This window comes from Rathayibacter sp. Leaf299, from assembly GCF_001423055.1.
GTDB lineage: Bacteria > Actinomycetota > Actinomycetes > Actinomycetales > Microbacteriaceae > Rathayibacter > Rathayibacter caricis.
The window spans coordinates 1,329,917-1,356,560 of record NZ_LMNT01000001.1 but is presented as its reverse complement, the minus strand read 5'-3'; the positions used below and the strand labels follow the sequence as shown (position 1 = coordinate 1,356,560).

The following is a 26,644-nucleotide window of genomic DNA, read 5'->3' as shown; positions in this document are numbered from 1 at the left end:
GCGCTCAGCGGGCGTCCGTGGCGACGAAGTCCCAGAGCTCGGCGGCGTACTCCGCCCACGACGAGTTGTCGCGACGCGACGCCTCCCCGCGCAGGCGTTCGAGCAGCGCATCGTCGGTCAGGAGCTCGCGCATGCCCCGGGCGATGTCGTGATCGTCTCGCGAGTCGACCGTGACCGCGCCGCCCTGGGAGGCGATCTCGGCCATGCTGCCGTACCGCGCGGTGAGCACCGGGGTGCCGACCGCCAGCGACTCGGCGACGGGCAGGCCGAAGCCCTCGTTGAGCGACGGGAAGACCGTGAAGCGGGCGAGCCGGTAAGCGCTCCACAGGAGCTCGTCGGTGATCGCCGAGAACGAGGCGACCTCGCGCCCCTCGATCCGGAGCCGCTCCAGCTGGGCGTCGAAGCCCTCGCTGTTCCACGCGTTGCCGCCGATGAAGACCAGGCTGAACTCGTGGCCCTCCCGCCACAGCAGCTCGGCCGCGTGCAGCACGGCGAGGTGGTTCTTCCGCGGCTCGTGGCTGCCGACGCAGACCACCAGCGGGAGGTCCCCGGTGACCAGCTCCGCCGAGGCCCGGGCGAGGGAGGCGTCGTCGACGCTCCCCGCTTCGGACGGCAGGAGGATCCGCTGGATGTCGGGGCCTTTCCGACCGACTCCGGCCAGCATCTCGCGCCAGCCGCGGTACTCGACCGCGGCCGCCTCCGAGATCGTCGCGACGCGGTCCATGTGGCTCACTGCGACGAGCGTCCGCGAGAACGCGGCGCTCATGCCGATGTGCGCCGTCTCGGCGGTCGTCAGCGGGACGCAGTCGAAGCCGATCGTCGACGTGCGGTTGCCGCTGAACTCGGCGAGTGCTGCGATGCGGGACGTGCGCTCGTCCTCGGTCGCCAACTCCGGCAGCACGTAGCGCGAGCGCCAGGGCACCAGGATGTCGCTGGAGGGATCGGCCTTCGCGTCGGGCACGGTGCCGTAGAGGGCGTTGCGCCGCAGCGGCGGGTCGAGCTCGCGGAGGGTGCGGTCGGCGCCGTCCCAGCCGACGAGCACCATCTGGTGCTCCTTCGACCACTCGGCGATCGACTTGCGGACCACGCGCTGGATGCCGGTCGCGAGACCGGTCCGGGCGGTGTGGTGGACGTCGACGACGACCGCCGCGGTCACGACGCGCACGCGCGGCATCTGCAGTCGATTGAGGATGAAGCCGTTGGCCCGCTCGCGCAGCACCGAGCGCAGCAGGGCCCGCGCACCGTCGAGCCGCACCAGCCGCACGGCGTCGATGACCTCGTCCCGGACCGGCAGGGCGCCGGTGACGACGGCGAGGGTCAGCCAGATCTCCTCGGTGGACGGCGCCTCGAGGACGCCGGCGAGCTGACGGACCAGGCCGTCCAGCTCGGCCTCGGGAGCCAGCTCGGGCGCGAGGGTCTCCAGGAGCACGCTCAGGCGGTCGACCGCCACGGACTTACGCACGGTCGACCGCCTTCTCCTCGTCGGCGCCCACCAGGACGCCCCACAGCTCCTCGGCGTAGTCGTCCCAGGTGCGCCGCGGCCGCGCGAGGGCCTCCGCACGCAACTGCGCGATCTTCTCGTCCGACTGCAGCAGCTCGCGCATGGCCGCGTGGATCGCATCGTCGTCACCGGGGTCGACCGTCACGCAGCCTCCGTCGGCGGCGATCTCGGCCAGCGAGCCGATGCTCGAGGTGAGAGCGGGGACACCGAGGGCGAGCGCCTCCGCGACCGGCAGGCCGTAGCCCTCGTGGGTCGACGGGAAGACGAGGAACCGGGCGTTCTCGTAGGAGGACACGAGCTTCTCGTCGCTGGCACCGCGCCAGAGCTCGACGCTGCGGCCGGCCTGCTGGGCCTCGCGGATCCGCACGTCGAAGACCCGGGTCGACCAGTCGTTCCCGTTGCCGATGAAGCGGAGCGTGAACACCAGGCCCTCCCGCCAGAGGCGCTCGGCCGCGTGCAGGACGGCGAGGTGGTTCTTGCGCGGCTCCGTGCTGCCGACGGCGAGCACGAGCGGGCCGACGGTCGAGGGCGCCAGCGACGCGTCGACCAGGTTGGGACGATCGACGGGCAGGGCGACGGTGTCGACCTGCGGTCCGGTGAGCCCCTGCGCCGGGAGGGCGTCGACGAAGCCGCGGAACTCGTCCGAGGCGGACTCGCTGATGCCGGCGACGCTGCTCGCGTGCTTCACCACCGACAGGTAGTTGACGAAGCGCGCCGTCTCGATGCCGGGCACCGTGTCGGCGCTGACCACCGGGATCGCGTCGTAGCCGATGAGCCCCACCCGGTTGCCCGAGTAGGCGGCGAGCGAGGCGTACGGCGCGCACAGGTTCAGACCGGGGACCTCGGGGATCAGGACCGTCGACCGGAACGGCACGACGAAGCGGACGACCTCGGGGTCGCCGTCGCGCCACGGCTCGGAGCGGATGTTCTCGTAGTCGATGACCCGCGAGAGCTCGATGTCGCTGAGCCGTCGCATGGCCATGGAGCCGTTGACCCAGGCGATCGGAGTGACGTCGTGGTGGCCGTGCCACCGGCGCATCGTGTTGCGCACGACCCGCTGGATCCCGGTCTGGTGAGCGTGACGGGCGCAGAAGTCGACGTCGGCGATCACCGCGTCGGTGACGATCTCGAGGCGCGAGCCGAGGTCGGCGTAGCCGGTGGAGGCCCGGGCGCCGGCCGACAGGAAGACCCGGAGGGCCTCGTGCGGCTCGCAGAGCTCGAGCGAACGGCGGAACCAGAGGAAGAAGTGCTCGACCGGGAAGACCGCGAGGAAGGAGGTGAGCGCCAGCCAGGTCAGGTCGTCGGACGCGCGCTCCTTGGTGCGGCGGGCGATCGCGTCCAGCAGCGGACCGGGACCTCGGCCCGCGAGTGCCTCGATCTCGACGGCCTCCAGGAGGAAGGGCGCGAGCTGCTCGAGGCGCTCGAGGAGGAGTGCGCGGCGCAGAGGCGCGTCGAGGTCCTCGGCGCTCATCCGCGACGCCCGAAGCGGCGCTGCGCGTACCGGACCGAGTGGCCGACCGCACCGCGGAGTCCGAGCTGCGACGCGCGGATCTGGAAGAGGCGCGCGGCGCGCAGAGGCTTGGTGACTCGCCACGAGAGCGTCTGCTCGAACGGCGCCGACGCCACGACGCCGCCGACGTGCATGTGCTTCAGCCACGCGTCGAGGGGGTCGTTGAGGAGGGCGTCCCGCTCGGCGCGAAGCTCCTCGAGGGTCTCGACCCGGGGGCTGCGCGGCGCCGCAGCCGTCTCGGCGACGTCCCCCGCAGATCCTGCTTCTGGCTTCTCGTCGCCCGCTCGAAGGCGCGGGTCACCGCTCACGTCTGTCACCCCGACAGTGTACTCGGAGCCGAGCACGGGCTCGGGGAGCGCGCCGACGGGCTCAGGTCGGTCGGCGGATCGGAGCCGTGTCGTTCACGGCCGACGCGTCGTCCTCGAAGAGCGCGGCCGCCGCGACCTCGGCTTCGCGCGACTCGACGACTCCGCCGGAGCGGTGGTGGCCGAAGACCCAGTACCGGTAGAGGACGAAGCGGAATCCGGTCGCGAGCGCGAGGCCGATCACGTTCGCCGAGATGTTGTCCGCGACGAGGTTGTCGAACCCGAGAACGTAGTGGGACACGTACAACGGCAGGAGGTTGACCGCCATCCCCGCCACGGCGACGGTGCTGAACTCCGCGAGTTCGCGGACGTAGTTCGCCCGCCGGTGCTCCCGGAAGGTCCAGTACCGGTTCCCGATCCAGGTGACGACGGTCGCCGCCGCCACCGCGACGACCTTCGCTCCGAGCGGACCCGAGAGCAGGTGGTCGCCGCTGAGGCGCAGCAGGTTGAAGACCGCCACATCGACGATCAACCCGAGGAATCCCACCACGCCGAACTTCAGCGCGTAGGCGATCAGGCTCCGGTAGGCCGCCCGCAGGCGCCCCGGGCGCGCAGCGCCGCGTTCCTCGGCTCCGCCCACGTCAGGCGGCGGAGCTCTGGGGCGGGCGGGTCCGCGAGCCCTCACGCAGGCGGATCCGGGCGAGGATCCAGAGCGCCTCGAAGCCGTCCTTCACGGTGATCTTCTTGCCCTCCTCGCGCGTCCGCGCCCTGTAGCTGATCGGCACCTCGTAGGGGCGGTGTCCCCGGGCCAGCAGCTTCGCGGTCACCTCCGCCTCCATGCCGAAGCCCTTCTCCTTGATGCCGAGCGAGCGGTAGAGCTCCAGCGGCATGAGCTTGAAGCAGGTCTCGACGTCCGAGACGTAAGCGTTGAAGAGGATGTTCGTGACGAGGTTCACGCCCTTGTTCCCGATCACGTACCAGTACGAGAACGACGTGTGCGAGCCGAAGGTGCGGCTGCCGTAGACCAGCTGCGCCTCGCCGTCGAGCACCGGCTGCAGCAGCGTGGGGATCTCGCTCGGGCGGTACTCCTCGTCGGCGTCGCAGATGATGACGTAGTCGCCGGTCGCCTCCTGGACCGCTCGGCTGATCGCCGCGCCCTTGCCCTGGTTCACGCGCTGGTGGAACACGCGGATCCGCGGGTCCTCGAGCGCGTCGAGGATCTCCTTCGTGCGATCGACGCTGCCGTCGTTCACGATCACGAACTCGATCTCGATCCCCTCCTGGAACCGGATCGCGAGGACGCGGTCGACGGCCTTCTGGAGGGTCGCCTGCTCGTTGTAGACGGGCATCAGGATGGACAGCTTCACGGGTCGGTGCTCTCTCTACTTCGCGGCGAGGACGCCGGTCGACGCGAACCACTCGATGGTCCGCGCGAGTCCGTCCTCGACCGGGATGCTCGGCTGCCAGCCGAGGATCTCGCGGGCCTTGCTGATGTCGGGCTTGCGCCGCTCAGGATCGTCGATCGGACGGGGTCCGTAGGAGATGCGGGAGTCGCTGCCGACGAGGGCGACGATGCGCAGGGCGATCTCGCCCAGCTCGAGCTCGTCGACCGATCCGATGTTGATCGGGCCGGGGTCGGTGGAGTCGGCCATCAGCAGGACGCCCGCGACGAGGTCGTCGACGTAGAGGAGGGAGCGGGTCTGCGTGCCGTCGCCGTGCATAGGGATCGAGGACCCGGCCAGCGCGGCCTTCACGAACGCCGGCACCGCGCGCCCGTCGTCGACGTCCATGTGCGGCCCGTAGGTGTTGAAGATCCGGATCACGCCGGTGTCGACGCCGAAGTGCCGACGGTAGGCGAAAGTGATCGCCTCCGCATAGCGCTTCGCCTCGTCGTAGACGCTGCGCGGGCCGTTCGGGTTCACGTTGCCCCAGTACTCCTCGTGCTGGGGGTGCACGTGCGGATCGCCGTAGACCTCGGAGGTGGAGGAGAGGACGAAGCGCGCGCCGTCGCGCTTCGCGACCTCGAGGAGGGCCTCCGTCACCGACGAGCCCGCGTGCAGCGTCTCGATCGGGTGCGCGAGGTAGCGCGGAGGCGACGCCGGCGACGCGAAGTGCAGCACCACGTCGAAGGGTCCGGGGATCGCCGTCGCGTTCACCGCGTCGTCCTCGACGAAGGTGAAGCACGGTTCGCCGCGGAGCGGCGCGAGGTTGCGGATCGTCCCGGTGATCAGGTTGTCGAGGACGACCACCTCGTGACCCCGTCGCAGGATCTCGGCTGCGAGATGGGATCCGAGGAAGCCCGCCCCGCCCGCGAGGAGGAACCGTCGTCTCTGCTCGACCACTGCGGGCTCCATCATCGCTCGTCGTCCGTTCCGCGGGCTCGGAAGGACAGCCCGAAATGCTAGCACGCGGCATCCGAGCGGGACTCGAGCGGCTGGGCTATCGTCGTCCCGGCCGCGCGACCAGGAGCGTCGGCCACGACGGAGGACTGTGACCACGCGCGAGCTCAGCTCATCCACCGCCACCGGCCGTCGTCGTCCCCGAGCGGACACCCTCGTGTTCTGGACGCTCGCGGTGGCCGGCCTGGTCCTGCGCATCCTCTTCCTGCTCAGTCCCGGGCACGTCTTCGACACCGACCACGCCACGGTGTTCCTGATGGCGAGGCACGTCGCCGAGGGCGAGATCCCCGCCTTCTTCTGGGGCCAGTCCTACGGAGGCACGCTCCTCCCGATCACGGCCGGAGCAGCGATGGTGGTACTCGGATCCCACGTCGAGGTGCTCGCGGTCGGCTCGGTCCTGTGGTTCCTCGGCGCCGCGATCCTGCTGAGGCACATCGTCGCCCGCGCAGGTGGAGCACTGGCCGGGACGACCGCCGGACTGCTGTTCTGGTTCCCCGGGGTGGTGATCCTGACGGTCAGCACGAGGGATCCGGGCTTCTACGGTCCGAGCCTGGTGACGGCGCTGGGCCTCATCGCGATCGCCACGGCTCCGCTGACCCGGCCGTACCTGTCCTGGATCGGAGCGGGCCTGCTCGGAGGACTCGCGCTCTGGTCCTCTCCGATGAGCCTGGCACTCGCCGCACCGGCCGCGCTCTGGCTGGTGCTGCGCGACATCCGGCACCCGCTCCGTCCGGTGATCGGCGCGTGCGCCGCGCTCGTGGCGGGCGCGCCCTGGATCGTGGAGGCGCTCCGCTCCGAGGGGGCGACGGAATCGCTCGGAGGAGGCACCTGGAAGCCCACCTTCCAGAGCGTCGTCTCCCTCTTCGACTCCATGCTCCCGGCCGCGTTCGGCGACGCCGCCGATCCCACCTTCAGCGCGGGCGTGGGCTGGGCGGCGGCAGTCCTGCTGGTCGTTCCGCTGATCGCCGGCCTCATCGTCCGGAAGGCGGGCTTGGTGCTCGTCTCGGTCGGTTCCGTCCTCGTCGTGACGGTGCTCGTGTACGGCGCGGGTCTTGACCTAGCTCCGGACTCCGTGCGCTACTCCGCCTTCCTCGCTCCGGGCCTCGCCGCCTCCCTCGGCTGGCTCGTCTCGCGATGGCGACCACTCGCCGTCGCGGCGGTGATCGGCGCCGTCGCGTTCACGTCGATCGGGGTCTGGGATCGCTCCGATCGGTTCACGATCGACACCTCAGCGCGCTTCGACCCCGCTCTGCGACCGGTCGCGGAGCTGCTCGGAGCGCGCGGTGAGGACCACGTCTACGGCAACTACTGGTTGAGCGCGACGTTGACGGCTTCCACGGACGAGGAGATCACCGTCGCTCCTCTCGTCAACCGGCGCTATCCGCCCTACGAGGATCTCGCCGCCTCCGAGGACGCACCCGTGATCGTCGTCGACACCGGCCGGTTCAACGACGTCGAGCTCGACACATCGACCGTGCTCCCTCACCGGGAGCGAGTCGAACTCGGGAGATACACCGTCTACTTCTTCTCGGACGGGTTCGACGTGTTCGACCAGCCCTGGGGACTGTTCTGACCCGACAGGACTGGTCCGGGCTCAGCCCGGGAAGCCGTGCAGCTCGAGCGTCTTCTCGGCGCTGCGGTCGATCGCGTCCGTGAGGATCCGCTCTCCCGGAGTCCCCTCGTAGTCGTAGATCTCGAAGTCGCCGCACGTCGTGACCTCGGCGGGCGTGCCGAGGACCTGGACCGACTGCTCCGTCACATGGCCCCACGGATCGACGATGACGTACGAGTAGTCCTTGTCGACGTAGGTCGCGACGTTGATCATCCAGTCGTCGACCGAGAGGTCGCCCCGCACCTGGAGCACGTCGCCGCGCTCGTCCGCGTAGACCTCCCACTGCCTGGTGATCCAGAAGGATCCGACACCGGACTCCTCACGATCACCGATGGTGTCCTCGAAGCACGTCGCTCCCGAGTACGTCGCTCCCGTCACCATGCGGATCACCGGCGGGAGGGAGACGGCCCCGGCCACGACGACGAGGACGGCCACCGCCGAGGACGCGCCGACCATGAATCGCGCGAGGCTCCGCCGGTACTCGGCGTAGGGCACGACCAGCATCGAGAGGCGGAGCACGTGGATCACCACCGGGATCATCCCGAGCAGGGGGAACACGAAGATCGGCAGCAGGTAGCGCGTCGTCTGCGAGCCGGTGACGAAGAAGCCGAGCACCATCGTGACGAGCGAGAGCGTCGAGAACGCAGTGAGGAACAGCTCGGCTCCCGAGACGGTGCGACGCAGGGACGGCCTCGTCTGCGCGAACAGCGCGTAGAGGAAGAAGCCGACCGTGACGACGACGACGGCTCCCCACAGCAGGAGCTTGAACATGCCGACCGAGGTCGAGGCCAGTTCGGCGATCGTGTTCCCGACCAGCGTGATGCTCGACGGGATCTTCTCGATGTCCATGTACTTGTCGAGGGCGATGGCGAGGTACTGCTCGACGAAGCGGCGCCCCCAGAGGCCGAGGAGCGCGGAACCGCCGTTGACCGCCGCGAGCAGGAGGAACCCGCGGGTGGTCAGGTGCCGGGCGAACCACATCACGACCAGCGTCAGTCCGAGTGGTGCCGTGACCTGGAGGAGGTAGAGCGGGTCGCAGAGGGTGACCGCGGCGGTGACGGCCCCCGTGACCACCGTCGCCGTCACCGTCCGCGTGCTCCCCCAGGCGGCGCGCCGGAAGGCCCGGGTCAGCCAGAGCGTCAGCGCGAGGACGGACAGCCCGATGATGATGACGCCCTGGTAGTACGTGTTGAAGAGGTAGAGCGTCGCGATCGAGGAGCCGTTGATGTTGGGCTGCGGCTCGAGCAGGCAGATCACGGCGTAGAGGCCGATCGCGCCGAGGGCGACGGAGATCTCGATGAACCGGTGACGGCTCCGCTGCAGCGCGAGGCGCGCGATGACCCGCGCGAAGGCGTAGAAGAGGAGCAGATTGACGATGCCGTTGACCACGATCGCGGCGCGCGGATCGCTCACCACCAGAGCGATGGCCGAGTAGATGACCAGCTCCGGGAAGAAGAAGAGCTGCGACGAGAACACCCAGTCGAAGGGCTCTCCCGCGACGATCGACGAGTGCAGCAGCGGGAGGACGAGGGAGTCGCCGCTGTACAGCAGGACGGCGCTCCACTCCGACGCCGCCATGCGGGCCAGCACGACCAGAGCGGTCGAGACGACGACGACGACCGGCGCGAGTTCGATCAGGAGGCGCTGCCACAGCGGCGCACGGAGCGCGGGGGGCGACGCGCGGGGCGCAGTTCGAGTCATCGGACGCAATCGTGGCACACTGGCCGGACGGTTCCGCTCCCTCGGCATCGCGAGTCGCCTTTCGACCGCTCCCTCACGCCGGTCACGGCGGCACCGCACAGGCCCCTCCTCGAGGAGGAACAGACCCCCGGAGGACCGGACGACGGTCGCGGCCGCCTCCCGCACCCCGACCGAGAGATCCCCACCGCGTGACGAGACTGTTCGAGAAGCAGCAGGTGCGTTTCCTCGCCGCCGGATCGGTGAACACGGCGATCGACTTCGTGCTCCTCAACATCATGACACTGGCGCTCGGCGCCCCTGTCCTGATCGCGAACTCCGTCTCGGTGGTCTTCGGCATCTGCCTGTCCTACGTGATGAACCACTTCTTCGTCTTCCGCTACCCCGACCGGGTGACCGTGAAGCGCTTCCTGCAGTTCTTCGCCGTCACGGGTTTCTCGTCGCTGGTCATCCAGAACGTCATCATCTGGCTCTTCGAGATGCTGTTCGGCACGAGCTTCGGGCGGTCGCTCCTCTTCCTCGGCTCGGACGCCGACAACAACGTGCTCGCCATCAACTTCGCGAAGGCAGTCGCTGTGTTCGCCGGGCTCGTCTGGAACTTCGCCTTCTACCGGCTCGTCGTCTTCCGATCGAATCGCGGTTCGTCGATGGACGACGCCGGCGCGAAGGAGGTCGGTGCCGCGGGGACCCGTGCGGACCAGCCCCTCCAGCAGGAGAGCCGCCCGACGACCGTCGATCCGATCGACGGCCGTCCCGACCCGAGCCACTAGGCTGTTCGCCGCAACGCGGGCAGACGCCCCGCCCCGGACGAGAGAAGCGATGAGCCAGACCCTCCGACACACGACCGAGTCCGAGCACCGGCCGGGTCCGGCCCGGAGGCACCGCGGCGCACTCCTCGATCTGGGATGCGCCCTGGGGGTCGGTCTGGTCGCCCTCGTCGCCGCGATCATCGCCCTGCGCCTGTCGCCCGCGGATCTCGGGCGGCGCTGGACCTCGGGGAACACCGGCGACATGGTCGCGCACTACCTCGTCGCCGCGGGGGCGAAGGACTGGACGCTGTTCCTGCCGAACCCCTCGATGGGATTCCCCGGGACGCAGAACCAGTGGTTCACCCCGATCTTCGACTTCGAGTCGATCGGCGTGCTCTCCGCGCTGGCTCTCGTGCTGCGGGATCCGATCGTGATCCTGAACGTGTTCCAGCTGTCGGGGTTCGCCCTGGCCGGCATCGCCGGCTACTACCTCTTCCGCGCGCTCCGCATCCGCCGCTCCGTGGCCGTGCTCTTCGCCCTGATCTTCGCCCTGATGCCCTACCACTTCGAACGGGTCGCACTCGGGCACGCGTTCGTCGGGATGTACTGGGGGGTCGCCCTGCTCGGCATCCTGATCCTGGTCGTCGCGTCTCCGACGCTCGATCCCTTCGCGCGCTGGGTCGACCGCGCGCCGAGCCGAAGCCGATGCGTCCTGCGCCGGGCTCTCCCGGTGCTCGGCCTCACGTTCGGCCTGTCCGTCTCGAGCTCCTACTACTTCGTCTTCGGCTGCATCCTCCTCGGCGGAATCGTCCTCTTCCGGGCGATCGCGATCCTGATCGCGCGATCAGGATGGCGCGAGCTGGTCTGGCCCGCGCTGACCGTCGTCTCGCTCGTCGCCTTCATCGGCGTGCAGCTCGCTCTGCTCTCCCTCGACTTCGGCGAGCGGTACGCCTCCTACTTCGCGGAGCGCCTGCCGTTCCAGTCCGAGCAGCACAGCGGCAAGATCACGAGCCTCCTGCTGCCGTGGGACGGATCGGGATTCGGCCCCCTGGCCGAGCTCTCGCGCGGGTACCAGCAGAGCACCACGGTCTCGCCGACCGCCGAGCCGACGGGCACACCGCTGATCGCCGCCGTGGCGATGATCCTCCTCGTCCTCTTCCTCCTCGTCAGGGCGGTTGCCCCCGTCCGCACCGGGTCCACCGGTCCGACCGCGCGCTTCCTCGGCGACGAGCGCGCGCGCGTCCTCGCCGGCGTGTATCTGTGGGGACTCCTCTTCTTCGTCGTCGGCGGTCTCGGCTACGTCTTCGCCGCCGTGGTCACCGGCGAGATCCGCGCCTGGGTGCGCCTGTCGGTCGTGCTGTCGACCGTCGCCCTGATGTTCGCCGCTGTCCTGCTCGACACGCTGCTCCGGCGTCGGCTCCCCCTGGTGATCGCGATCGTGGGCATCGGACTCGTCGCGGGCGTCGATCAGCTGGGAGGAGCGAGTGTCGGTGCAGACCTCTCCCCCGTCGACGACACGGCACTGCGCGCGGCCGTCTCCGCAGCCGAATCGGAGTTCGCCCCGGGGTGCGGCATCGTGCAGCTCCCGCTCCACGGCTACCCGGAAGCCGGCGCCGTGGGCGGGATGGGCGATTACGACGAGGCCCTCCCCTACCTCTTCAGCTCCGACGACTCCGCGCTGCGCTGGTCGTACGGGGCGGTCACCGGCACCCGCTCGGCCGACTTCTGGGCGGACGTGACGACCCCGGAGCAGTTCGGAGCGGCCGTCGCCGAGAGCGGAGCGTGCGGCCTCCTGGTCGATCAGGCGGCCTACGGTGACGACGCGGCCGCTTGGGCGCCCTTCGTCGACGCCGCGACCTCCGCGACTCAGCCGGTGATCGAGTCCGAGGACGACTCCCGTCGCTACCTCTTCTTCCGGGTGAGCTGACTCCGCCCGGAGGAGCCCCCGTTTCCGGATCAGTCGACCCTGAACACCAGCCATCGGCCGGACGACGACTGCGCCATCGGGTCGAGACCGCCGGTGGCGGCGACGACCTCGTCGAACCACGCGCCCTCACTGTCCGAGTAGGCCGCAGTGTCGACGAGGAGGGCGCAGGCTCCGCTCTCCCGGACGGCGGCGGCGAAGGTCTCGGCATCGGCCGCGTCGTCGAAGACGTCGAAGCCGGGGGTCCCCTCGACCGCTCCGTAGCTCCAGCGCAAGTCCTCACCCGCAGTGAAGAGGTACGGGAGCGCCTCGTCGTAGTCCCGCATCGAGCCGATCGCACCGCTGTCGGGGAAGCTCTTGACGGGGAGCTGCACGACTCCGCAGCCGTCGGCCAGGTCGGCGTCGACCGCCGCGACGAAGGACGAGATCTCCGCGTCGTCGGCGGGAGCGAGCGGGACCATCCGCCTCACGCCCACTCCCTGATCGAGGACGACGAGGACGCAGACGAGGACGACCGCGAGCACGCGAGCACTGCGGTGGCGCAGGCGCTGCAGCACGAGGGCGACGGCTCCGAGTGCGAGCACGATGAGCACGATCGAGAGCCGCGACCAGGCGCGGATGGTCGTGCCGGCGAGGAGGGCGACTGCCATGCCGAAACCGGTGACGACGTAGAAGAGCAGCGTCCAGAGGGCGGCGACCGCGAGCACGCGGACACGATCGTCCGAGACGAGACGGCCGATCCCGGTCACTCGCAGAGCACGTCCTCCCACGATCGCGATCATGGGCAGTGCCGCGAGGAGCAGGACGAGCCCGGCGATCCCGAGCACCGGCATCCCCGGCGGCTCGGTGGTCTTCGCCACTGCGGTCGCGTTCGCGTAGATCAACGGCAGCGCTCCGAGCTTCGGCACGCGGGTCCCCTCCCACGGCAGGAACAGCGGGAGGATCTTGCCTGCGAAGTTCTCCGACTCGCCGAGTCCTCGATCCTCGAAGTACGGGGCGTATCGTCCGCCCCAGTCCGCCGAGAGGGCGAGCAGCTCGAGGCCCACCGCGACGACGAGCACTCCGAGAGGCGCCGCACGGGCGAGCACGGCTCGCCGACGCTCACCCGAGGCGAGCGAGGCGGCGGCGCCGAGGAGCCAGACTCCGCCGAGAACGATGATGCTGAAGACGTAGTAGTAGCCGCCCGATGTGGCGATGAGGACGGGAAGGAGAACCGTCGGGACTGCCGCGCGCGCGATCCGCGAAGCACCGGTGCCCCGCCGGATCCAGCTGCGGAACGGGTCTGTGCGCTCGCCGGCGGCGCAGAGCAGGAGTATGCCCAGCAGCGGTACGGTCCAGTAGTTGGCGAGGAAGGCGTGGCCGGCGCCGATGCGCAGGAAGTGATACGGAGCGAGAGCCAGCACGACGGCGACGAGAGCCGAGACCCAGGGCGAGGTCCTCAGGCAGCGGAAGAACGCGTAGCCCGTCAGTGCGACCGCGAAGAAGCCGAGCAGGTAGTAGATGTTGAGGAGCGCGAAGCCGTCCTCGACGACGAGTCCGAGCAGTGCGACGAGCACGGCGGAGGCGAGATCGAACTGCGCCGTGAAGAAGGCGTTCAGCCCCTCGGGAAAGCCGAGAGCGCCGTTGACCGAGAACGGGAAGGACTGGGTGGCGCTGCGGAACAGGGTGTAGTGCAGGATCTGGTCGTCACCCCCGACGGTCCACCGCTGTCCCAGGGAGGTCGGCGTGACGCCGAGGGCGAGGACGCCGCCGAGGAGGCTGATCACGCCGGCGCCCGTCGCCCACGCCGCCTCCCTCGCCGCGCGGGCGAGGAAGGCGGTCCGGGCCGCACCGGTCCGTGTCGCGATGCGCGTGTCAGAGTCCATGATCCCGATCCGCTCTCTCGATGCTGTCGGAGACGATCCCGTTCAGGATCGTCTCGCCGTCCGTCCCGGCGTAGTCGTAGATGTCGAAGGTCGGGCAGTCGACCACCGCGCTCGGCTCCCCGAGGTGGGCGAGCGCGAGGGCCGACCAGTCGGGATCACGGTCGGCCAGGACGAAGGAGAAGGTCGTGTCGCGATACGCGGCCGTGTTGTTCATCCAGAGCTGAGCAGTGAAGTCGAAGTTCACCTGCTGCACGTCGAGCGACGGCGGCCCGTACAGCTCGAGTGGGCGCGCTGTCCAGAACGAGGCGACACCGGACCGCGTGCGGTCCCCCAGCCAGTCCTCGAGGCACTGCCGCTCCGGGGTCGAGCCCGCCCGTTCGGCGGCCACGGCGAGCGGAGGCGCGGAGACGGCGATCCCCGCCGCGAGCGCCGAGACGGACAGCCCCGCGCAGACGAGGGCTCCGCGGCGTGACGCGTCGCCGGAGTTGCGGCGCTTCACTGGCAGGTGGCGGGACACCCGCCGCGCTGACTCACCGCACAGAGGCACGACCAGAAGCACCGGGAACGCGGCGAGAGGGAGGAGGTACCGGCTGACAAGGCTGCCGGTGACGACGACTCCCAGCAGAAGGGACAGGCAGGAGACGACCACGAACAGCGCGACGGCGGTGCTCGACGTCGAGACGCTTCCACGGCGCGGCTCCCTCGACTGCGTGGCCAGCGCCGCGACGACCGTCAGTGCGGCGAGCACGAGCAGGAGGCCGACCACGAGGAGCTCGATCTTCCCGCTGGTCGCCGACCCGACGACGCGCATCTGCAGGATGAAGGCGTCGACCGCTTGACCGGCGCGCTCCAGGTGCAGGTAGGTCGAGGCGTCCACGGCGATGAGGCTCCGCGCGAGCCCGCGCGACGCGTAGCCGAGGACCGCCCCGACGAGGAGGACTCCACCGAGGACCGCGGCGGTGCGCCGGGACATCCGCGCGAGCACGAGCAGGAGCAGGAGAGTCACGACCGCGGGTGCGGTGAACTGCAGGGCGAACAGCGGATTCGAGAAGGTCGTCGCGGCCGAGACGGCGAACACCGCCGCGAGACAGGTCCACCGTCTCCGCCGATCGTCGACCAGCCCGGAGGCGAAGCCCCGCGTGACCCCGCTCATCAGCGCGAGGATCCAGACCCCCGCGAGCGCGACGCCCGAGTAGTAGGTGGTCAGGAGGATCCCGCCGGAGAACGCACCGACGTTGATCAGCCCACGCCCCTCCGTCGCCGCGAGGAGCAGGAGAGTCGCGGTGGCCGCGGCGGAGGACCCGACGCGCAGTCCTCTCGAGCGATCGACGAGCACTCCCGAGGCGAGCAGCCGGGCTCCGCCGTAGAACACGACCGCGTTCACGACCGCGTTCACGATGAGCGACGTCTGGATCACGCCACCCGCCAGCGCGACGCTGAGGAGGTAGAGCGGCAGCTCGGGGAACACGAGCAGCTGGCTCGTCATGACCCAGTCGAAGGGCTCGCCGCGCTGCACCGACTGGAGGAGGAGGGGCAGGGCGAGCGAGTCTCCATCGGAGAGGAGGTACTCGACCCACGGCGTCGATGCCAAGTGCGCGAGGACGGCCAGCGCGCCGGCGACGACGAGGAGGAGCCCGGACGCCTCGACGAGGAGAGGCCGCGATCGACCCCCTTCCTCCGCCCTCATCGCTTCCCGTCGCGCCCGAACCGGATGCGCAGGACGAGCAGGAGGCTCTGCACCAGAGTGTTGCCGGGGATCTTCGAGGTGCCCTCGGTGCGGTCGAGGAAGACGATCGGGATCTCCCGCGTCCTCCTCGCAGCCGTGACCGCGCGGTGCTTGAGCGCGATCTGGAAGCCGTAACCCGTCGCGTCGACCGTCTGGAACGCGATCCTGCGCAGCAGCTCGGCGCTGAAGAGGTTGTAGCCACCGGTCCAGTCCGTGAGCGTGGACCCGAGGAACAGGCGCGTGTAGATGTTGCCGCCCCGGCTGAGGATCTTGCGGTCGAGTGTCCAGTCGGGAGTGCCCCCGCCGGGGATGTAGCGGGACGCCACGACGAGGTCCGCGCCCTCACGCACCTCGCGGAGGAAGTCGGAGACGTACCGCGGATCGTGCGAGAGGTCCGCGTCCATCTGCAGGATGTAGTCGGGGGCGTCCTCCGCCTCGAGCACCTGGGCGAACGACCAGATGTACGCCGCTCCCAGGCCCTCCTTCTTCGCCCTCTCGAGGACGGACACCGAGAAGTTCCCGGTCGCGAGCTCCTCGCCGATCGTCCTGGCCCTCCCCGCTGTCCCATCGGGCGACGAGTCGTCGACGATCACCGACCGGATCAGGGCGTCGGGGTTGTCGGCGGCGACGGCAGCGATCCGGCGGAGCAGTTCGCCGATGTTGTCCGCTTCGTTGTAGGTGGGAGTGACGATCGTCAGGGTGAGCATGGAGAGCCAATTCGACTGCAGAGGACGGAACGCTGGACGCGCGACGGGCGGTCGCAGAGTATCAGCGTCCGTCGGAGCCTCGCGGTTGATCGCGGGCTGGTCGCCGTTCGAGCGGTTCTCAGATTCGGAGCGCTTCGTGCACCTCCGCGTTCAGACACGACGGATACCGTCGGCCCGTCGCGCTCGCGCATCAGGGCGCCGGAGGAGGACACGTGGCGAGTCGAGCGGGATCGAGCGGGTGGCGGGACTCTCAGACGGTGCGATTCCTCGCAGCGGGCTCGCTGAACACAGTCCTCGACTTCGCGATCCTGAATGCGCTGACGCTGCTCGTCGGTCTGCCGGCCCTGGCGGCGAACGTCGCCTCGGTGACGGTGGGCATCTCGATCTCCTACCTGCTCAACCACTTCTTCGTCTTCCGCCAGCGCGGCCGACCCTCGGCCGCCGCGTTCGGCGTGTTCTTCCTCGTGACAGGCGTCAGCTCGCTCCTGCTGCAATCGCTCGTCATCTACGGCTTCGAGGTCTTCTTCGGCACGACGTTCGGACACTCTCTCCTCTTCCTGCCCAGCTCGGGACAGAACGCGGTCCTGGCGATCAACGCGGCCAAGGCCGCCGCCGTCCTCGTCGGCCTGATCTGGAACTTCTGCATGTACAAGTTCGTCGTCTTCCGCCGGCCCGGCGAGCCGGAGCTCCCGCTGATCGACACGGCGTCCGGCGCGGCCGTCGCTGCCGGAACAGCCCCTCTCGACGTCGTCCGCTGAGAGGAACGGGCCTCCCGGGAGGCTCCGAGGCTGCGTGCTAGCCTCGATGAGTTCTTCCGACGGAGCCTTCGCCCGTCGACACCGCACCCCCGGAGGCTCCCATCTCTCGCTCGACGTTGCCCATCGCGGTCGTCGTCGTCACCTACTTCTCGGGTGAGGTCCTCCGCGCCTGCCTCGAGTCGATCCCGGAGGCCACGGAGCACGACGTCCACGTCGTGGTCGTCGACAACGCGACGACGGACGACTCCGTGCGCCGCGTCGTCGAGATGCGCCCGGAGGTCGTCTTCTACGAGACGGGCGAGAACCTCGGCTACGGCAAGGCCGTCAACTACGCCGTGAACCGGCTGGGCCCGGAGTACGAGTGGATCCTGGTGACCAACCCGGACACGGTGTTCCTGCCCGGATCCATCGACGCCCTGTACGCCGCCGCCTCCGCCGACCCCCGGATCGGGTCGATCGGCCCGCGCATCCTCGACTCGGACGGCACCGTCTACCCGTCGGCGCGGGCGCTGCCCTCCCTCGGGACCGGGGTGGGCCACGCCCTCTTCGCGCACCTCTGGCCGGGCAACCCGTGGTCGGCCCGCTACCGCCGCTCGCGCGCCGTCGGCACTCTCGAGCACGGCAGCATGACGGCCGGATGGCTCTCGGGAGCCTGCGTGATGGTCCGGCGCACCGCCTTCGAGCAGATCGGCGGCTTCGACGAGCGGTACTTCATGTACTTCGAGGACGTGCAGCTGGGCGACTCGCTCGGTCGACGCGGCTGGACGAACGTGTACCTGGCCGACGCCCTGGTCTCGCACCTGGGCGGGCACTCGACCCGGCTCGCATCGGCGCGGATGCTCGCCGTGCACCACCGGAGCGCCTACCTGTACCTCGCGCAGAGGTACGGCGCCTGGTACCAGGCGCCGATCCGGCTGGCCGTCCGGCTCGGGCTCGGCGCGCGCGTCGGACTGATGCGCCTCCGGCTGGGCCGCTGAGCCGGGCGCTCCCCAGCCGCTACTCGTCGAGTCCGGCGTAGTACGCGCGCGCCTCGTCCCAGGTCGGGAGGAGCCCCAGCGCCTCGGCTTCGGCCAGCGTCGGCGCATCGGTGTCCTTGGGCGACAGCAGCAGCTCGCCCGCCTCGTCCGGGAACCGCAGGCCGATCTGCTCGTCGAGCGGGTCGATGCCCTTCTCGCGCTCGGGATCGAAGGTCGCATTCACCAGGTACGACACCACGGCGCCCTCGGTCAGCGCGACGAAGGCGTGCCCGATGCCCTCGGAGATGTAGACGGAGCGGCGGTCGACGTCGTCGAGCAGGATCGTCTCCCACTGCCCGAAGGTGGGCGATCCGACTCGGATGTCGACGACGTAGTCGAGCACGGCGCCCGAGAAGCACGACACGTACTTCGCCTGCGACGGCGGGATCTGCGCGAAGTGGATCCCGCGCACGGTGCCGCGGCGCGAGACCGAGGTGTTGCCCTGCCGGAGCGTCAGCGGATGTCCCACCTTCTCGGCGAGCCGATCGAAGCGGTAGAACTCGAAGAACACCCCCCGATCGTCGGGGAACTGCCGCGGGGTGACCTCGTAGACGTCGGGGATGTCGAGTTCTCGGATCTGCACGGGACGAGTGTAACGAGCGCGTGGGCGGCCCTGACGCCGTGTGCCGGGCGGTGCGTCCCGTGCCTGCGGAGCGCGCCCCTCCGGCATGATGAGGGGGTGACCTTCCTCCTCACGGGCGCCGCAGGAATGCTCGGCACCGACCTCCGCACCGCCCTCGGCGACCGTCCCCTCACGGCCCTCGGCCGACGCGATCTGGACGTCACCGACCTCGACGCCGTCCGCGCTGCGGTGGCCGGGCACGACGCGGTGCTCAACTGCGCCGCCTACACGCGCGTCGACGACGCGGAGAGCGACGAGGACGAGGCGCGACGAGTCAACGCGCTCGGCGCGCAGAACCTCGCGCGAGCGGCGGCCGAGATCGGCGCGGCGATCGTGCAGGTCTCGACCGACTACGTGTTCGACGGCTCCGCGACCTCCCCCTACGGCGAGGACCACCCGCGCCGGCCGATCTCCGCGTACGGGCGCACCAAGGCCGAGGGCGAGGAGCTCGTCCTGGCCGCGAATCCGGAGCGGGGCTACGTCGTCCGCACCGCGTGGCTCTACGGCGAGCACGGCGGCAACTTCGCGAAGACGATGGTCCGCCTCGCGGGCACTCACGAGACCCTGAGCGTCGTCGACGACCAGCGCGGGCAGCCGACCTGGACGGGCGACCTCGCCGCCCGCCTGGTCGAGCTCGTCGACTCGGGAGCGCCGGCGGGCGTCTACCACGGCACCAACGCCGGAGAGACGACCTGGTACGGCTTCGCCCGCGCGGTCTTCGAGAAGGCGGGGCTCGACCCCGAGCGGATCCGCCCGACCGACAGCGGCGCCTTCGTCCGCCCGGCGCCGCGCCCCGCCTACTCCGTCCTCGGCCACGACGGCTGGGGCCGGGCGGGCCTGCCTCCGCTGCGCTCCTGGGACGAGGCACTCGCGGCCGCACCGATCGAGGCGGTCCGACCGTGAGCACCGTGCTGCGCGTCGTCGTCGACCAGATGCTCGCCCGCGTGCCGGGCGGCATCGGCCGCTACACGGAGGAGCTGACGCGCGAGCTCATCGCGACCGCGCCCCGCGACTGCGAGGTCGAGGCCGTCGTCTCCGCCTACCCGCCCGAGAAGGAGGAGGAGCTGCGGCAGCGGCTGCCCGGGCTCGCGCGGATCCACCGGCTCCACCTGGGCCGCCGCGAGCTGTCGCGCGCCTGGCAGTACGGCATCGGCATCCCCGCCGGCGGAGGCATGATCCACGCTCCGAGCCTCTTCGCGCCGCTGCGCAGCCACGAGGGCCGGGACGGCGAGCAGATCGCCGTGACCATCCACGACACCGTCCCGTGGACCCATCCCGAGACCCTCACCCCGCACGGGGCGAAGTGGCACCGCGCCATGGCGAAGCGGGCGCGCAAGCACGCCGATGCCGTCGTCGTCCCCACCCACGCGGTCGCCCAGCAGCTCTCCGAGGTCCTCGACTTCGGCGACAGGCTGCGGGTGATCGGCGGAGCGGTGGGCTCGGGTCTCGTGCTCCCGGACGACGCCGAGGCGCGCGCCGTCGCGCTCGGGCTGCCGGCCGAGTACGTGCTGAGCGTCGGGACCCTCGAGCCGCGCAAGGGGCTCGTCTCGCTGATCGCCGCGTTCGGCGGCGCCTCCGCCCCCGCGATCCCGCTGCTGATCGTCGGACCGACCGGCTGGGGCGAGCTCGACATCGCCGCCGTCGCCGACGAGCAGGGACTTGACGAGCACCGCGTGCGCGCCCTCGGCGTGCTGAGCGACGCCGACCTCGCCGTGGTCCTGGACCGGGCCACCCTCTTCGTGTACCCCAGCATCGCGGAGGGCTTCGGCCTGCCGGTGCTCGAGGCGATGCACTTCGGCGTGCCGGTCGTCCACTCGGACGACGCGGCCCTGCTCGAGGTCGCGGCCGACGCCGGAGTGGCCGTCGAGCGCGGCGACGCGGAGGACTACCCGGAACGGCTGGCCCTGGCGATGAGCAGCGTCCTCTCGGACCCTGCGCTCCGCGAGCGGCTGTCGGTGGCCGGACGCGACCGCGCCCGGGCGTTCAGCTGGCGGGACTCGGCCGAGCGGGTCTGGGCGCTGCACGCCGAGATCTGAGCGGCGGCCGCGAGGCCCCGTCGAGATCGTGCTCGACCGGCTCTAGTTCCCGGAGTCGTCCGGGAACAGCGCCTCGTGCACCATCGACCGGACGACGTTGTAGTCCGGGTCCTCGGGGTCGACGGTCGGCGGAGTGAGCTCGACGCTCTCGATCGGCTGCGACCTCGTCTTCAGGCCGAGCTGCACGAAGTAGCCGAGCATCCCCTGGGGCACGTCCGTCTTGATCACCTGCGAGCCCGCCTCGGCCACGTCCTGGAACTTCGAGAGCACGTTCGCCGGCTCGAACTGGCGCACCAGCGCCTCCTGCACCTGGCGCTGCCGCTCCATCCGGGCGTAGTCGTCCGAGGTGATGCGGGAGCGCGCGTAGGCGAGGGCCTGCTCGCCGTTGAAGTGCCAGTCGCCCGGCTCGATCCACTGGTTCACGCCGTAGGGCACGCCGTCCGAGTCGAGGAGCCCGCCCAGTGGCAGCGGTTCGTCACCGTCGTAGGTGATGTCGACTCCTCCGAGCGCGTCGATCAGCTGGGCGAAGCCCTCCATGTCGATCAGCGCGTAGTACTGGATCGGCAGGTCCAGGATCGACTCGACGGCGTCCCGCATCGCCTCGATGCCCGGCTCGCTGCCCTCGGCGACCGCGTCGGGGTAGAGCTCCGGGTTCTTCAGCTCCACCTCGGTGTAGATCGAGTTCAGCTTGCACACGCTGACGTTGCAGTCGCCCCAGTTGTAGCCGTCCGGGTAGAGCTCGTGCATCGGACTGTCCTCGGCGAAGGGGACGTCGCGGAACTCGCGCGTCACACCGATGATGGTCGCCGTACCGCTGGACGCGTCGATGCTGACGACCGAGATGCTGTCGGGACGCAGCCCCTCGCGGTCCTCGCCCGCGTCGCCGCCCAGCAGCATGATGTTGTACCGGCCGTCGACCGGAGCCTCCATCGCTCCGCCACCGAAGATCGAGGAGAGCGTGCCGCGGGTGACGCCCAGGAGGTAGGTGCCCGCTCCCGCCGTGCCGACGGACACCGCCATCAGTGCGATCGTCGCGAACGCCAGCACTCCGCGCATCCTCGGCCGCACCCGCACGACCCGGATGAGCCGCAGGGTGTCGAGGGTGAGCACGAGCCAGACCACCGCGTAGATCACGAGTGCGGCCTGGAGGGCCAGCATCGACAGGTCGAAGGTCGCGAGCGTGTAGAGACCGGTCGGGAAGACGAAGTAGAGCACGACCGCGAGCAGCAGTGCGGTCCAGAGCGCGAGGGTGAACGCCAGGCCGAGGCGGCCCAGCCGGCGGTTGCCCGCCAGGACCTGGGCCGATCCGGGGACCAGGAAGTTGCCGACGAGCAGCCACCAGGCGCGCCGCGTCATGAAGGTGCTGGAGCGGACGTCGGGATGCCGCAGCGGCAGGGACACCGCCGTCACAGGCTCGCCACCAGGGCGTCGTTCTTCGCGGCGACCTGGGTCTCGAGGTCGGCGGCGAACGCGACGAGGCGCTCCGAGAGCGCGTCGTCGGCCGTGGCGAGGATCTTGACGGCGAGCAGCCCGGCGTTGCGGGCTCCGCCGATGGACACGGTCGCGACGGGGACGCCCGCGGGCATCTGCACGATCGAGAGGAGGGAGTCGAGGCCGTCCAGGCGCGCGAGCGGCACGGGCACGCCGATGACGGGCAGCGGAGTCACGGCCGCGAGCATGCCCGGGAGGTGGGCGGCGCCGCCCGCACCGGCGATGATCGCCTTGAGGCCTCGGGAGCGCGCGTCGCGGCCGTACGCGATCATCGCCTCCGGGGTCCGGTGGGCCGAGACGACTCGGACCTCGTGGGCCACGCCGAACTCCGTCAGGGTCGTCGACGCGGCCTGCATGACCGACCAGTCCGAGTCGGAGCCCATGACGACGCCGACGACCGGCGCGGATCCGTTCACGAGCGCATCCGCGCTCACGGTGGGGTCTCCGGCGGGGGCGGGGGTCGTCAGTCGGCTCGTCACGGCCACCATGGTACGTGTCAGTCGGTGAGAAGCGCCGCCGCGGCTCGCGCCTCGTAGACGACGCTCTCGAGCTCGTCGCCGGTCGCGTTCACGTGGCCGACCTTGCGGCCGGGGCGCGGCTGCTTGGAGTAGTTGTGCACCTTGACGCCCGGGTGCTCCGCCAGCACGCGGGGGTAGCGATCGGTCAGCGACTCGCCCTGCGGTCCGCCGAGCACGTTCACCATGACGGTCCACGGGTCGCGGCAGCCGGTCGCTCCGAGCGGCAGGTCGAGGACCGCGCGCAGGTGCTGCTCGAACTGCGAGGTGGTGGAGCCGTCCATGGTCCAGTGACCGCTGTTGTGCGGCCGCATGGCCAGTTCGTTGACCAGGATGCGGTCGTCGGTCGTCTCGAAGAGCTCGACGGCGAGGACGCCGGTGACGCCCAGGCGCTCGGCGATCGACTCGGCGATCTCCGCCGCCATCGCGGCGACGCGTCCGGCGGAGGCGGGAGCAGGGGCGAAGACCTCCGCGCAGACGCCGTCGCGCTGCACGGACTCGACGACCGGCCAGAGCACCGTCTCGCCGGAGGGGCGGCGGGCGACGAGCTGCGCGAGCTCCCGCCGGAAGTCGACGAGCTCCTCGACGAGCAGGGAGCCGCCGCGACCGTCCTCGGCGAGCGCCTCGAACCAGTCGTCGGCCTCCGCGGCGCCGCGGACGACCCGCACGCCCTTGCCGTCGTAGCCGCCGCGGGCCGTCTTGACGACGGCACGGCCGCCGTGGTCGTCGAGGAACGCGGCGAGCTCGTCGGCCGAGGACACCTCCGCCCAGTCCGGGACCGGCAGGCCGAGATCGGAGAGCCTGCGCCGCATGAGCAGCTTGTCCTGCGCGTAGAGGAGGGCGTCCGGGCCCGGATGCACGGGGATCCCGCGGGCGACGAGCTCGCGCAGGATCGGCTGCGGGACGTGCTCGTGGTCGAAGGTCACGACGTCGACGGTCTCGGCGAACGCGAGCACCACCGCCTCGTCGCGGTAGTCGCCGACCTGCGTCGCCGCGAGCGCCGCGGGAGCGCCCTCGGTCTCGGCGAGGACGGCGATGTCGATCCCTAGCTCGACGGCCGCGGGGATCATCATCCTGGCGAGCTGGCCGCCACCGATCACGCCGACGCGCATGGCGCTCCTCCGTCTCCGCCCGCTGGCGCGGGGCGGCTCCATGGTACCGACGCCCTCACTCGGGCCGCACCGGGTCCTCCCACGCCGGCAGCGGCCGCGGCGACGCGGCGATGGCGTCGCGGAGCACGATCGCGGCGAGCCCGGGATCGGGCAGGTCGCGCAGCACGAACACCTCCGCACCGTCCTGCTCGATCACGACGTCGGCGCACCGGGCGAACCGCTGGGTCACCGACCGCGCGACCCGGACGCTCATCCGCGGATCGAACACGACCTCGGCGCGCCGGACGCCCACGAGGCCGCGCCGCGCGTGCAGGGCGCGCGTGGTGATCCGGTAGCGGATCCCCGCCGAGCGCAGCGCCGAGGGGGCGCAGAGCAGGAGCACCAGGACGGCCGTGCCGAGCGCGATGATCCACCGCTGGAGCCCCAGGTCGAACTGAGCGGCGAAGTAGAACCCCGACCAGGTGAGGAGGAGGAAGCCGATCACCGGGGCCACCGCCTTCCTCGCCCGAGGGGTCAGCCGCGCGAGCTCGAGCTCGGGTGCGTCCGTCGTCATCGCCCCCTCCTCACTGCCGCAGGTGGGTGACGTCGCCCGCCGAGAACGCGCGCGGTCCGTCCGCGAGCTGAACGACGAGCCGACCGTCGGCGTCCAGCTCGAGGGCGGTCCCCTCGTGCACCGAGCCGTCGGGGAGCTCCACGCGTACGCGGAGGCCGAGGGTGCCGCAGCGCTCGCGCACGGCGGCGGCGGTGCCGGCCGCCTCGGCGTCGCGCAGCGAGAGCAGGGGTGCGAGCAGGGCCGAGAGCTCGGTGAGGTACGCCGCGAGGACGGCGTCGGCGTCGGTGGTCCGGGCGCCGGCGAGAGCGAGCGAGGTCGCGGTCGGCACGGGGAGCTCGTCCTCCGTGAGGAGCAGGTTCACGCCCGTTCCCAGGATCACGCGGCCGTCGGGGAGCCGCTCGGCGAGGATGCCGGCGGTCTTGCGGCCGTCGAGGAGCACGTCGTTGGGCCACTTCACGGCGACCGGGAGTGCGACCAGCGGGGCGAGCGCCCGGGCGAGCGCCGCACCCGCGACCAGCGGCAGCCATCCGGAGGCGCCGGCCGGAAGTCCTGAGGCGTCGACCAGGACCGAGACGGCGAGGGTCCGACCAGCCGGTGCCTGCCAGACCCGGCCCAGGCGGCCGCGGCCGGCCCGCTGGTCGTCGGTCGCCACCACCGCGAGGTGCGGCCACTGGTCCGGCGCGCGGGTGGCGTACTCGCGGAGCACGTCGTTCGTCGAGCCGGCGTGCTCCTCCCACAGCACCTTCGGGGACACGGAGCGGGAGAGCGGGAGCTGCATGCCGCCACGGTACTCGCGCCCTCTCCGAGGAGCCCGGAGGCGGGAGTCCTTGTGCGGATCCTCCCGCGCGGCAGGCCGCTCCCTGTGCCCTCACGACAAGGGGGGCGCCCCTACCCCCGCCGGTAAGGTGAGCGGGTGACCGCGAACATCGAACGTCCTGCGCCCGACATGTACACGACCGCGGGGAAGATCGCCGACCTCAAGGCCCGGTACCACGAGGCGGTCACCGCGAGCGGTGAGGCCGCGATCGAGAAGCAGCACGCCAAGGGCAAGATGACCGCCCGCGAGCGCATCGACACCCTTCTGGACCCGGGCTCCTTCGTGGAGCTGGACGAGTTCGTGCGCCACCGCACCCACGCGTTCGGCATGGAGAAGAAGCGCCCCTACGGCGACGCGGTCGTCACCGGCACCGGCACCATCCACGGTCGCCAGGTCGCCGTCTACTCGCAGGACTTCACGATCTTCGGCGGCTCGCTCGGCGAGGTCGCGGGCGAGAAGATCATCAAGGTCATGGACCTCGCGCTGAAGACCGGCGTCCCGATCATCGGCATCCTCGACTCCGGCGGAGCCCGCATCCAGGAGGGCGTGGTGGCCCTGGGCAAGTACGGCGAGATCTTCCGCCGGAACACCGCGTCCAGCGGTGTCATCCCGCAGATCTCGATCATCTGCGGGCCCGCGGCCGGAGGAGCGGTGTACTCCCCCGCTCTGACCGATTTCGTGATCATGGTCGACAAGACCAGCCAGATGTTCGTGACCGGCCCCGACGTGATCAAGACCGTCACCGGCGAGGACGTCGGCATGGAGGAGTTGGGCGGCGCGCTCACCCACAACAAGATCTCGGGCGTCTCGCACTACCTCGCGAGCGACGAGAACGACGCCCTCGACTACGCGCGGACGCTCCTCTCCTTCCTCCCCGACAACAACCTCTCGCAGGCTCCCGTCTTCGACACCGAGGTCGACCTCGAGACCACCGACTCCGACCGCTTCCTCGACACAGTCATCCCGGACAGCCCGAACCAGCCGTACGACATGCGCGTCGTGATCGAGCACATCGTCGACGAGGGCGACTTCCTCGAGGTGCAGCCGCTGTTCGCCCCCAACATCGTGATCGGCTTCGGCCGCGTCGAGGGCCGCTCGGTCGGCATCATCGCCAACCAGCCGAGCGCCATGGCCGGCACGCTCAACATCGAGGCGGGCGAGAAGGCCTCGCGGTTCGTGCGCTTCTGCGACGCGTTCTCGCTCCCGATCCTCACGCTCGTCGACGTGCCCGGCTACCTCCCCGGCACCGACCAGGAGTGGACCGGCGTGATCCGCCGCGGCGCCAAGCTGCTCTACGCCTACGCCGAGGCCACCGTGCCCCTGGTCACCGTGATCCTCCGCAAGGCCTACGGCGGCGCGTACATCGTCATGGGCTCCAAGCAGCTCGGCGCCGACATCAACCTGGCCTGGCCGACCGCCGAGATCGCGGTCATGGGCGGCCAGGGCGCGGTCAACATCCTCTACCGCAACGAGATCAGGAAGGCGGAGGAGGCGGGCGAGGACGTCGCCGCCGTCCGCACTCGTCTCGCGAACGAGTACACCTACAACGTGGCGAGCCCGTTCCTGGCCGCCGAGCGCGGCGAGCTGGACGGCGTCATCGAGCCGTCGGCCACCCGCGTCTCCGTGATCAAGGCGCTGCGGGCGCTGCGCACCAAGCGCGCGAACCTGCCCGCCAAGAAGCACGGCAACATCCCGCTCTGATCCGGCGGCCGCCCTCCTGTTAGCGTG

24 protein-coding genes are annotated in these 26,644 nt (G+C 70.7%); 8 read left to right on the top strand and 16 right to left on the bottom strand.

Annotated features, from left to right (window positions below; translation table 11 throughout):
* Positions 1-4: 4 nt before the first annotated feature.
* Genes ASF48_RS06480 through ASF48_RS06455 form a run of 6 tightly spaced genes read right to left on the bottom strand, consistent with a single transcriptional unit; the run spans position 5 to position 5,673 of the window.
* The gene (locus tag ASF48_RS06480; protein ID WP_157603071.1) at positions 5-1,462 is read right to left on the bottom strand and encodes a glycosyltransferase; all 1,458 of its coding nucleotides are present in this window, start codon (positions 1,460-1,462) and stop codon (positions 5-7) included.
* A complete protein-coding gene (locus ASF48_RS06475; RefSeq protein WP_055788139.1) occupies positions 1,455-2,972 on the bottom strand; it encodes a glycosyltransferase family 4 protein in 1,518 nt (505 codons plus the stop codon). Before ASF48_RS06475 ends, ASF48_RS06480 begins: the two co-directional genes overlap by 8 nt.
* Positions 2,969-3,328, bottom strand: a complete 360-nt coding sequence (locus tag ASF48_RS06470; RefSeq protein WP_139344413.1) for a hypothetical protein — start codon at positions 3,326-3,328, stop codon at positions 2,969-2,971. Before ASF48_RS06470 ends, ASF48_RS06475 begins: the two co-directional genes overlap by 4 nt.
* 52 nt (positions 3,329-3,380) lie before the next feature.
* Entirely contained in the window at positions 3,381-3,956 is a 576-nt protein-coding gene (locus tag ASF48_RS06465) for a GtrA family protein (protein WP_082481024.1), read from the bottom strand.
* Between the two features lies 1 nt (position 3,957).
* A complete protein-coding gene (locus tag ASF48_RS06460; protein ID WP_055788132.1) occupies positions 3,958-4,683 on the bottom strand; it encodes a glycosyltransferase family 2 protein in 726 nt (241 codons plus the stop codon).
* A 15-nt stretch (positions 4,684-4,698) separates the two neighbouring features.
* Positions 4,699-5,673 (bottom strand): NAD-dependent epimerase/dehydratase family protein, encoded by a 975-nt coding sequence (locus ASF48_RS06455; RefSeq protein ID WP_055788129.1) that lies wholly within the window; start codon positions 5,671-5,673, stop codon positions 4,699-4,701.
* A gap of 133 nt (positions 5,674-5,806) precedes the next feature.
* Between ASF48_RS06455 and ASF48_RS06450 the strand changes: the two genes are divergently transcribed.
* Entirely contained in the window at positions 5,807-7,288 is a 1,482-nt protein-coding gene (locus tag ASF48_RS06450) for a hypothetical protein (RefSeq protein WP_055788126.1), read from the top strand.
* Between the two features lie 21 nt (positions 7,289-7,309).
* Here ASF48_RS06450 and ASF48_RS06445 read toward each other — a convergent pair whose 3' ends face one another.
* Entirely contained in the window at positions 7,310-9,028 is a 1,719-nt protein-coding gene (locus tag ASF48_RS06445) for a hypothetical protein (RefSeq protein ID WP_055788123.1), read from the bottom strand.
* Positions 9,029-9,216: 188 nt separating this feature from the next.
* Between ASF48_RS06445 and ASF48_RS06440 the strand changes: the two genes are divergently transcribed.
* Both ASF48_RS06440 and ASF48_RS06435 read left to right on the top strand, forming a co-directional pair.
* A complete protein-coding gene (locus ASF48_RS06440) occupies positions 9,217-9,795 on the top strand; it encodes a GtrA family protein (protein WP_082481023.1) in 579 nt (192 codons plus the stop codon).
* Between the two features lie 49 nt (positions 9,796-9,844).
* Positions 9,845-11,701 carry a hypothetical protein gene (locus ASF48_RS06435; protein WP_055788120.1) on the top strand — a complete coding sequence of 619 codons (1,857 nt, stop codon included), beginning with the start codon at positions 9,845-9,847 and terminating at the stop codon, positions 11,699-11,701.
* Positions 11,702-11,730: 29 nt separating this feature from the next.
* Here ASF48_RS06435 and ASF48_RS06430 read toward each other — a convergent pair whose 3' ends face one another.
* Genes ASF48_RS06430 through ASF48_RS06420 form a run of 3 tightly spaced genes read right to left on the bottom strand, consistent with a single transcriptional unit; the run spans position 11,731 to position 15,996 of the window.
* Positions 11,731-13,563 (bottom strand): hypothetical protein, encoded by a 1,833-nt coding sequence (locus tag ASF48_RS06430; RefSeq protein WP_055788119.1) that lies wholly within the window; start codon positions 13,561-13,563, stop codon positions 11,731-11,733.
* Entirely contained in the window at positions 13,553-15,250 is a 1,698-nt protein-coding gene (locus ASF48_RS06425) for a hypothetical protein (RefSeq protein WP_055788116.1), read from the bottom strand. Before ASF48_RS06425 ends, ASF48_RS06430 begins: the two co-directional genes overlap by 11 nt.
* Entirely contained in the window at positions 15,247-15,996 is a 750-nt protein-coding gene (locus tag ASF48_RS06420; RefSeq protein ID WP_055788112.1) for a polyprenol monophosphomannose synthase, read from the bottom strand. The genes ASF48_RS06425 and ASF48_RS06420 overlap by 4 nt, the downstream gene beginning before the upstream one ends.
* A gap of 257 nt (positions 15,997-16,253) precedes the next feature.
* On the opposite strand from ASF48_RS06420, the gene ASF48_RS06415 reads away from it, so the two are divergent.
* Both ASF48_RS06415 and ASF48_RS06410 read left to right on the top strand, forming a co-directional pair.
* Positions 16,254-16,754 (top strand): GtrA family protein, encoded by a 501-nt coding sequence (locus ASF48_RS06415; RefSeq protein ID WP_230671542.1) that lies wholly within the window; start codon positions 16,254-16,256, stop codon positions 16,752-16,754.
* A gap of 116 nt (positions 16,755-16,870) precedes the next feature.
* Positions 16,871-17,731: a glycosyltransferase family 2 protein gene (locus ASF48_RS06410; RefSeq protein WP_230671544.1), complete on the top strand. Its 861-nt coding sequence runs from the start codon at positions 16,871-16,873 to the stop codon at positions 17,729-17,731.
* Positions 17,732-17,750: 19 nt separating this feature from the next.
* Here ASF48_RS06410 and ASF48_RS06405 read toward each other — a convergent pair whose 3' ends face one another.
* On the bottom strand, positions 17,751-18,353 hold the full coding sequence (locus ASF48_RS06405) for a dTDP-4-dehydrorhamnose 3,5-epimerase family protein (RefSeq protein WP_055788102.1): 603 nt from the start codon (positions 18,351-18,353) through the stop codon (positions 17,751-17,753).
* Positions 18,354-18,449: 96 nt separating this feature from the next.
* On the opposite strand from ASF48_RS06405, the gene rfbD reads away from it, so the two are divergent.
* Together rfbD and ASF48_RS06395 are read left to right on the top strand one after the other, a co-directional pair.
* Entirely contained in the window at positions 18,450-19,295 is an 846-nt protein-coding gene (gene rfbD, locus ASF48_RS06400) for a dTDP-4-dehydrorhamnose reductase (protein WP_157603070.1), read from the top strand.
* Positions 19,292-20,428, top strand: a complete 1,137-nt coding sequence (locus ASF48_RS06395; RefSeq protein ID WP_230671546.1) for a glycosyltransferase family 4 protein — start codon at positions 19,292-19,294, stop codon at positions 20,426-20,428. The genes rfbD and ASF48_RS06395 overlap by 4 nt, the downstream gene beginning before the upstream one ends.
* Positions 20,429-20,470: 42 nt before the next feature.
* On the opposite strand, the gene ASF48_RS06390 is transcribed toward ASF48_RS06395, so the two are convergent.
* The 5 genes from ASF48_RS06390 to ASF48_RS06370 form a co-directional block, all read right to left on the bottom strand.
* Complete coding sequence (locus ASF48_RS06390) at positions 20,471-21,829, bottom strand: LCP family protein (RefSeq protein WP_230671548.1); 1,359 nt, start codon at positions 21,827-21,829, stop codon at positions 20,471-20,473.
* Between the two features lie 5 nt (positions 21,830-21,834).
* Positions 21,835-22,302, bottom strand: a complete 468-nt coding sequence (gene purE, locus ASF48_RS06385; RefSeq protein WP_055789047.1) for a 5-(carboxyamino)imidazole ribonucleotide mutase — start codon at positions 22,300-22,302, stop codon at positions 21,835-21,837.
* 113 nt (positions 22,303-22,415) lie between these two features.
* The gene (locus ASF48_RS06380; RefSeq protein WP_107574809.1) at positions 22,416-23,546 is read right to left on the bottom strand and encodes a 5-(carboxyamino)imidazole ribonucleotide synthase; all 1,131 of its coding nucleotides are present in this window, start codon (positions 23,544-23,546) and stop codon (positions 22,416-22,418) included.
* 55 nt (positions 23,547-23,601) lie between these two features.
* Entirely contained in the window at positions 23,602-24,099 is a 498-nt protein-coding gene (locus ASF48_RS06375; protein ID WP_055788099.1) for a PH domain-containing protein, read from the bottom strand.
* A 10-nt stretch (positions 24,100-24,109) separates the two neighbouring features.
* Entirely contained in the window at positions 24,110-24,877 is a 768-nt protein-coding gene (locus ASF48_RS06370; protein WP_055788096.1) for a biotin--[acetyl-CoA-carboxylase] ligase, read from the bottom strand.
* Positions 24,878-25,045: 168 nt separating this feature from the next.
* Between ASF48_RS06370 and ASF48_RS06365 the strand changes: the two genes are divergently transcribed.
* Positions 25,046-26,617 (top strand): acyl-CoA carboxylase subunit beta, encoded by a 1,572-nt coding sequence (locus ASF48_RS06365; RefSeq protein WP_055788093.1) that lies wholly within the window; start codon positions 25,046-25,048, stop codon positions 26,615-26,617.
* Positions 26,618-26,644 lie beyond the last annotated feature (27 nt).

Coding starts and splice junctions, on each gene's coding strand:
- ASF48_RS06475 (WP_055788139.1), bottom strand. CDS start 2,972: ATGAGCGCCGAGGACCTCGACGCGCCTCTGCGCCGCGCACTCCTCCTC.
- ASF48_RS06455 (WP_055788129.1), bottom strand. CDS start 5,673: ATGATGGAGCCCGCAGTGGTCGAGCAGAGACGACGGTTCCTCCTCGCG.
- ASF48_RS06445 (WP_055788123.1), bottom strand. CDS start 9,028: ATGACTCGAACTGCGCCCCGCGCGTCGCCCCCCGCGCTCCGTGCGCCG.
- ASF48_RS06435 (WP_055788120.1), top strand. CDS start 9,845: ATGAGCCAGACCCTCCGACACACGACCGAGTCCGAGCACCGGCCGGGT.
- ASF48_RS06430 (WP_055788119.1), bottom strand. CDS start 13,563: ATGGACTCTGACACGCGCATCGCGACACGGACCGGTGCGGCCCGGACC.
- ASF48_RS06425 (WP_055788116.1), bottom strand. CDS start 15,250: ATGAGGGCGGAGGAAGGGGGTCGATCGCGGCCTCTCCTCGTCGAGGCG.
- ASF48_RS06420 (WP_055788112.1), bottom strand. CDS start 15,996: ATGCTCACCCTGACGATCGTCACTCCCACCTACAACGAAGCGGACAAC.
- purE (WP_055789047.1), bottom strand. CDS start 22,302: ATGGGCTCCGACTCGGACTGGTCGGTCATGCAGGCCGCGTCGACGACC.
- ASF48_RS06380 (WP_107574809.1), bottom strand. CDS start 23,546: ATGCGCGTCGGCGTGATCGGTGGCGGCCAGCTCGCCAGGATGATGATC.
- ASF48_RS06375 (WP_055788099.1), bottom strand. CDS start 24,099: ATGACGACGGACGCACCCGAGCTCGAGCTCGCGCGGCTGACCCCTCGG.
- ASF48_RS06370 (WP_055788096.1), bottom strand. CDS start 24,877: ATGCAGCTCCCGCTCTCCCGCTCCGTGTCCCCGAAGGTGCTGTGGGAG.
- ASF48_RS06365 (WP_055788093.1), top strand. CDS start 25,046: ATGTACACGACCGCGGGGAAGATCGCCGACCTCAAGGCCCGGTACCAC.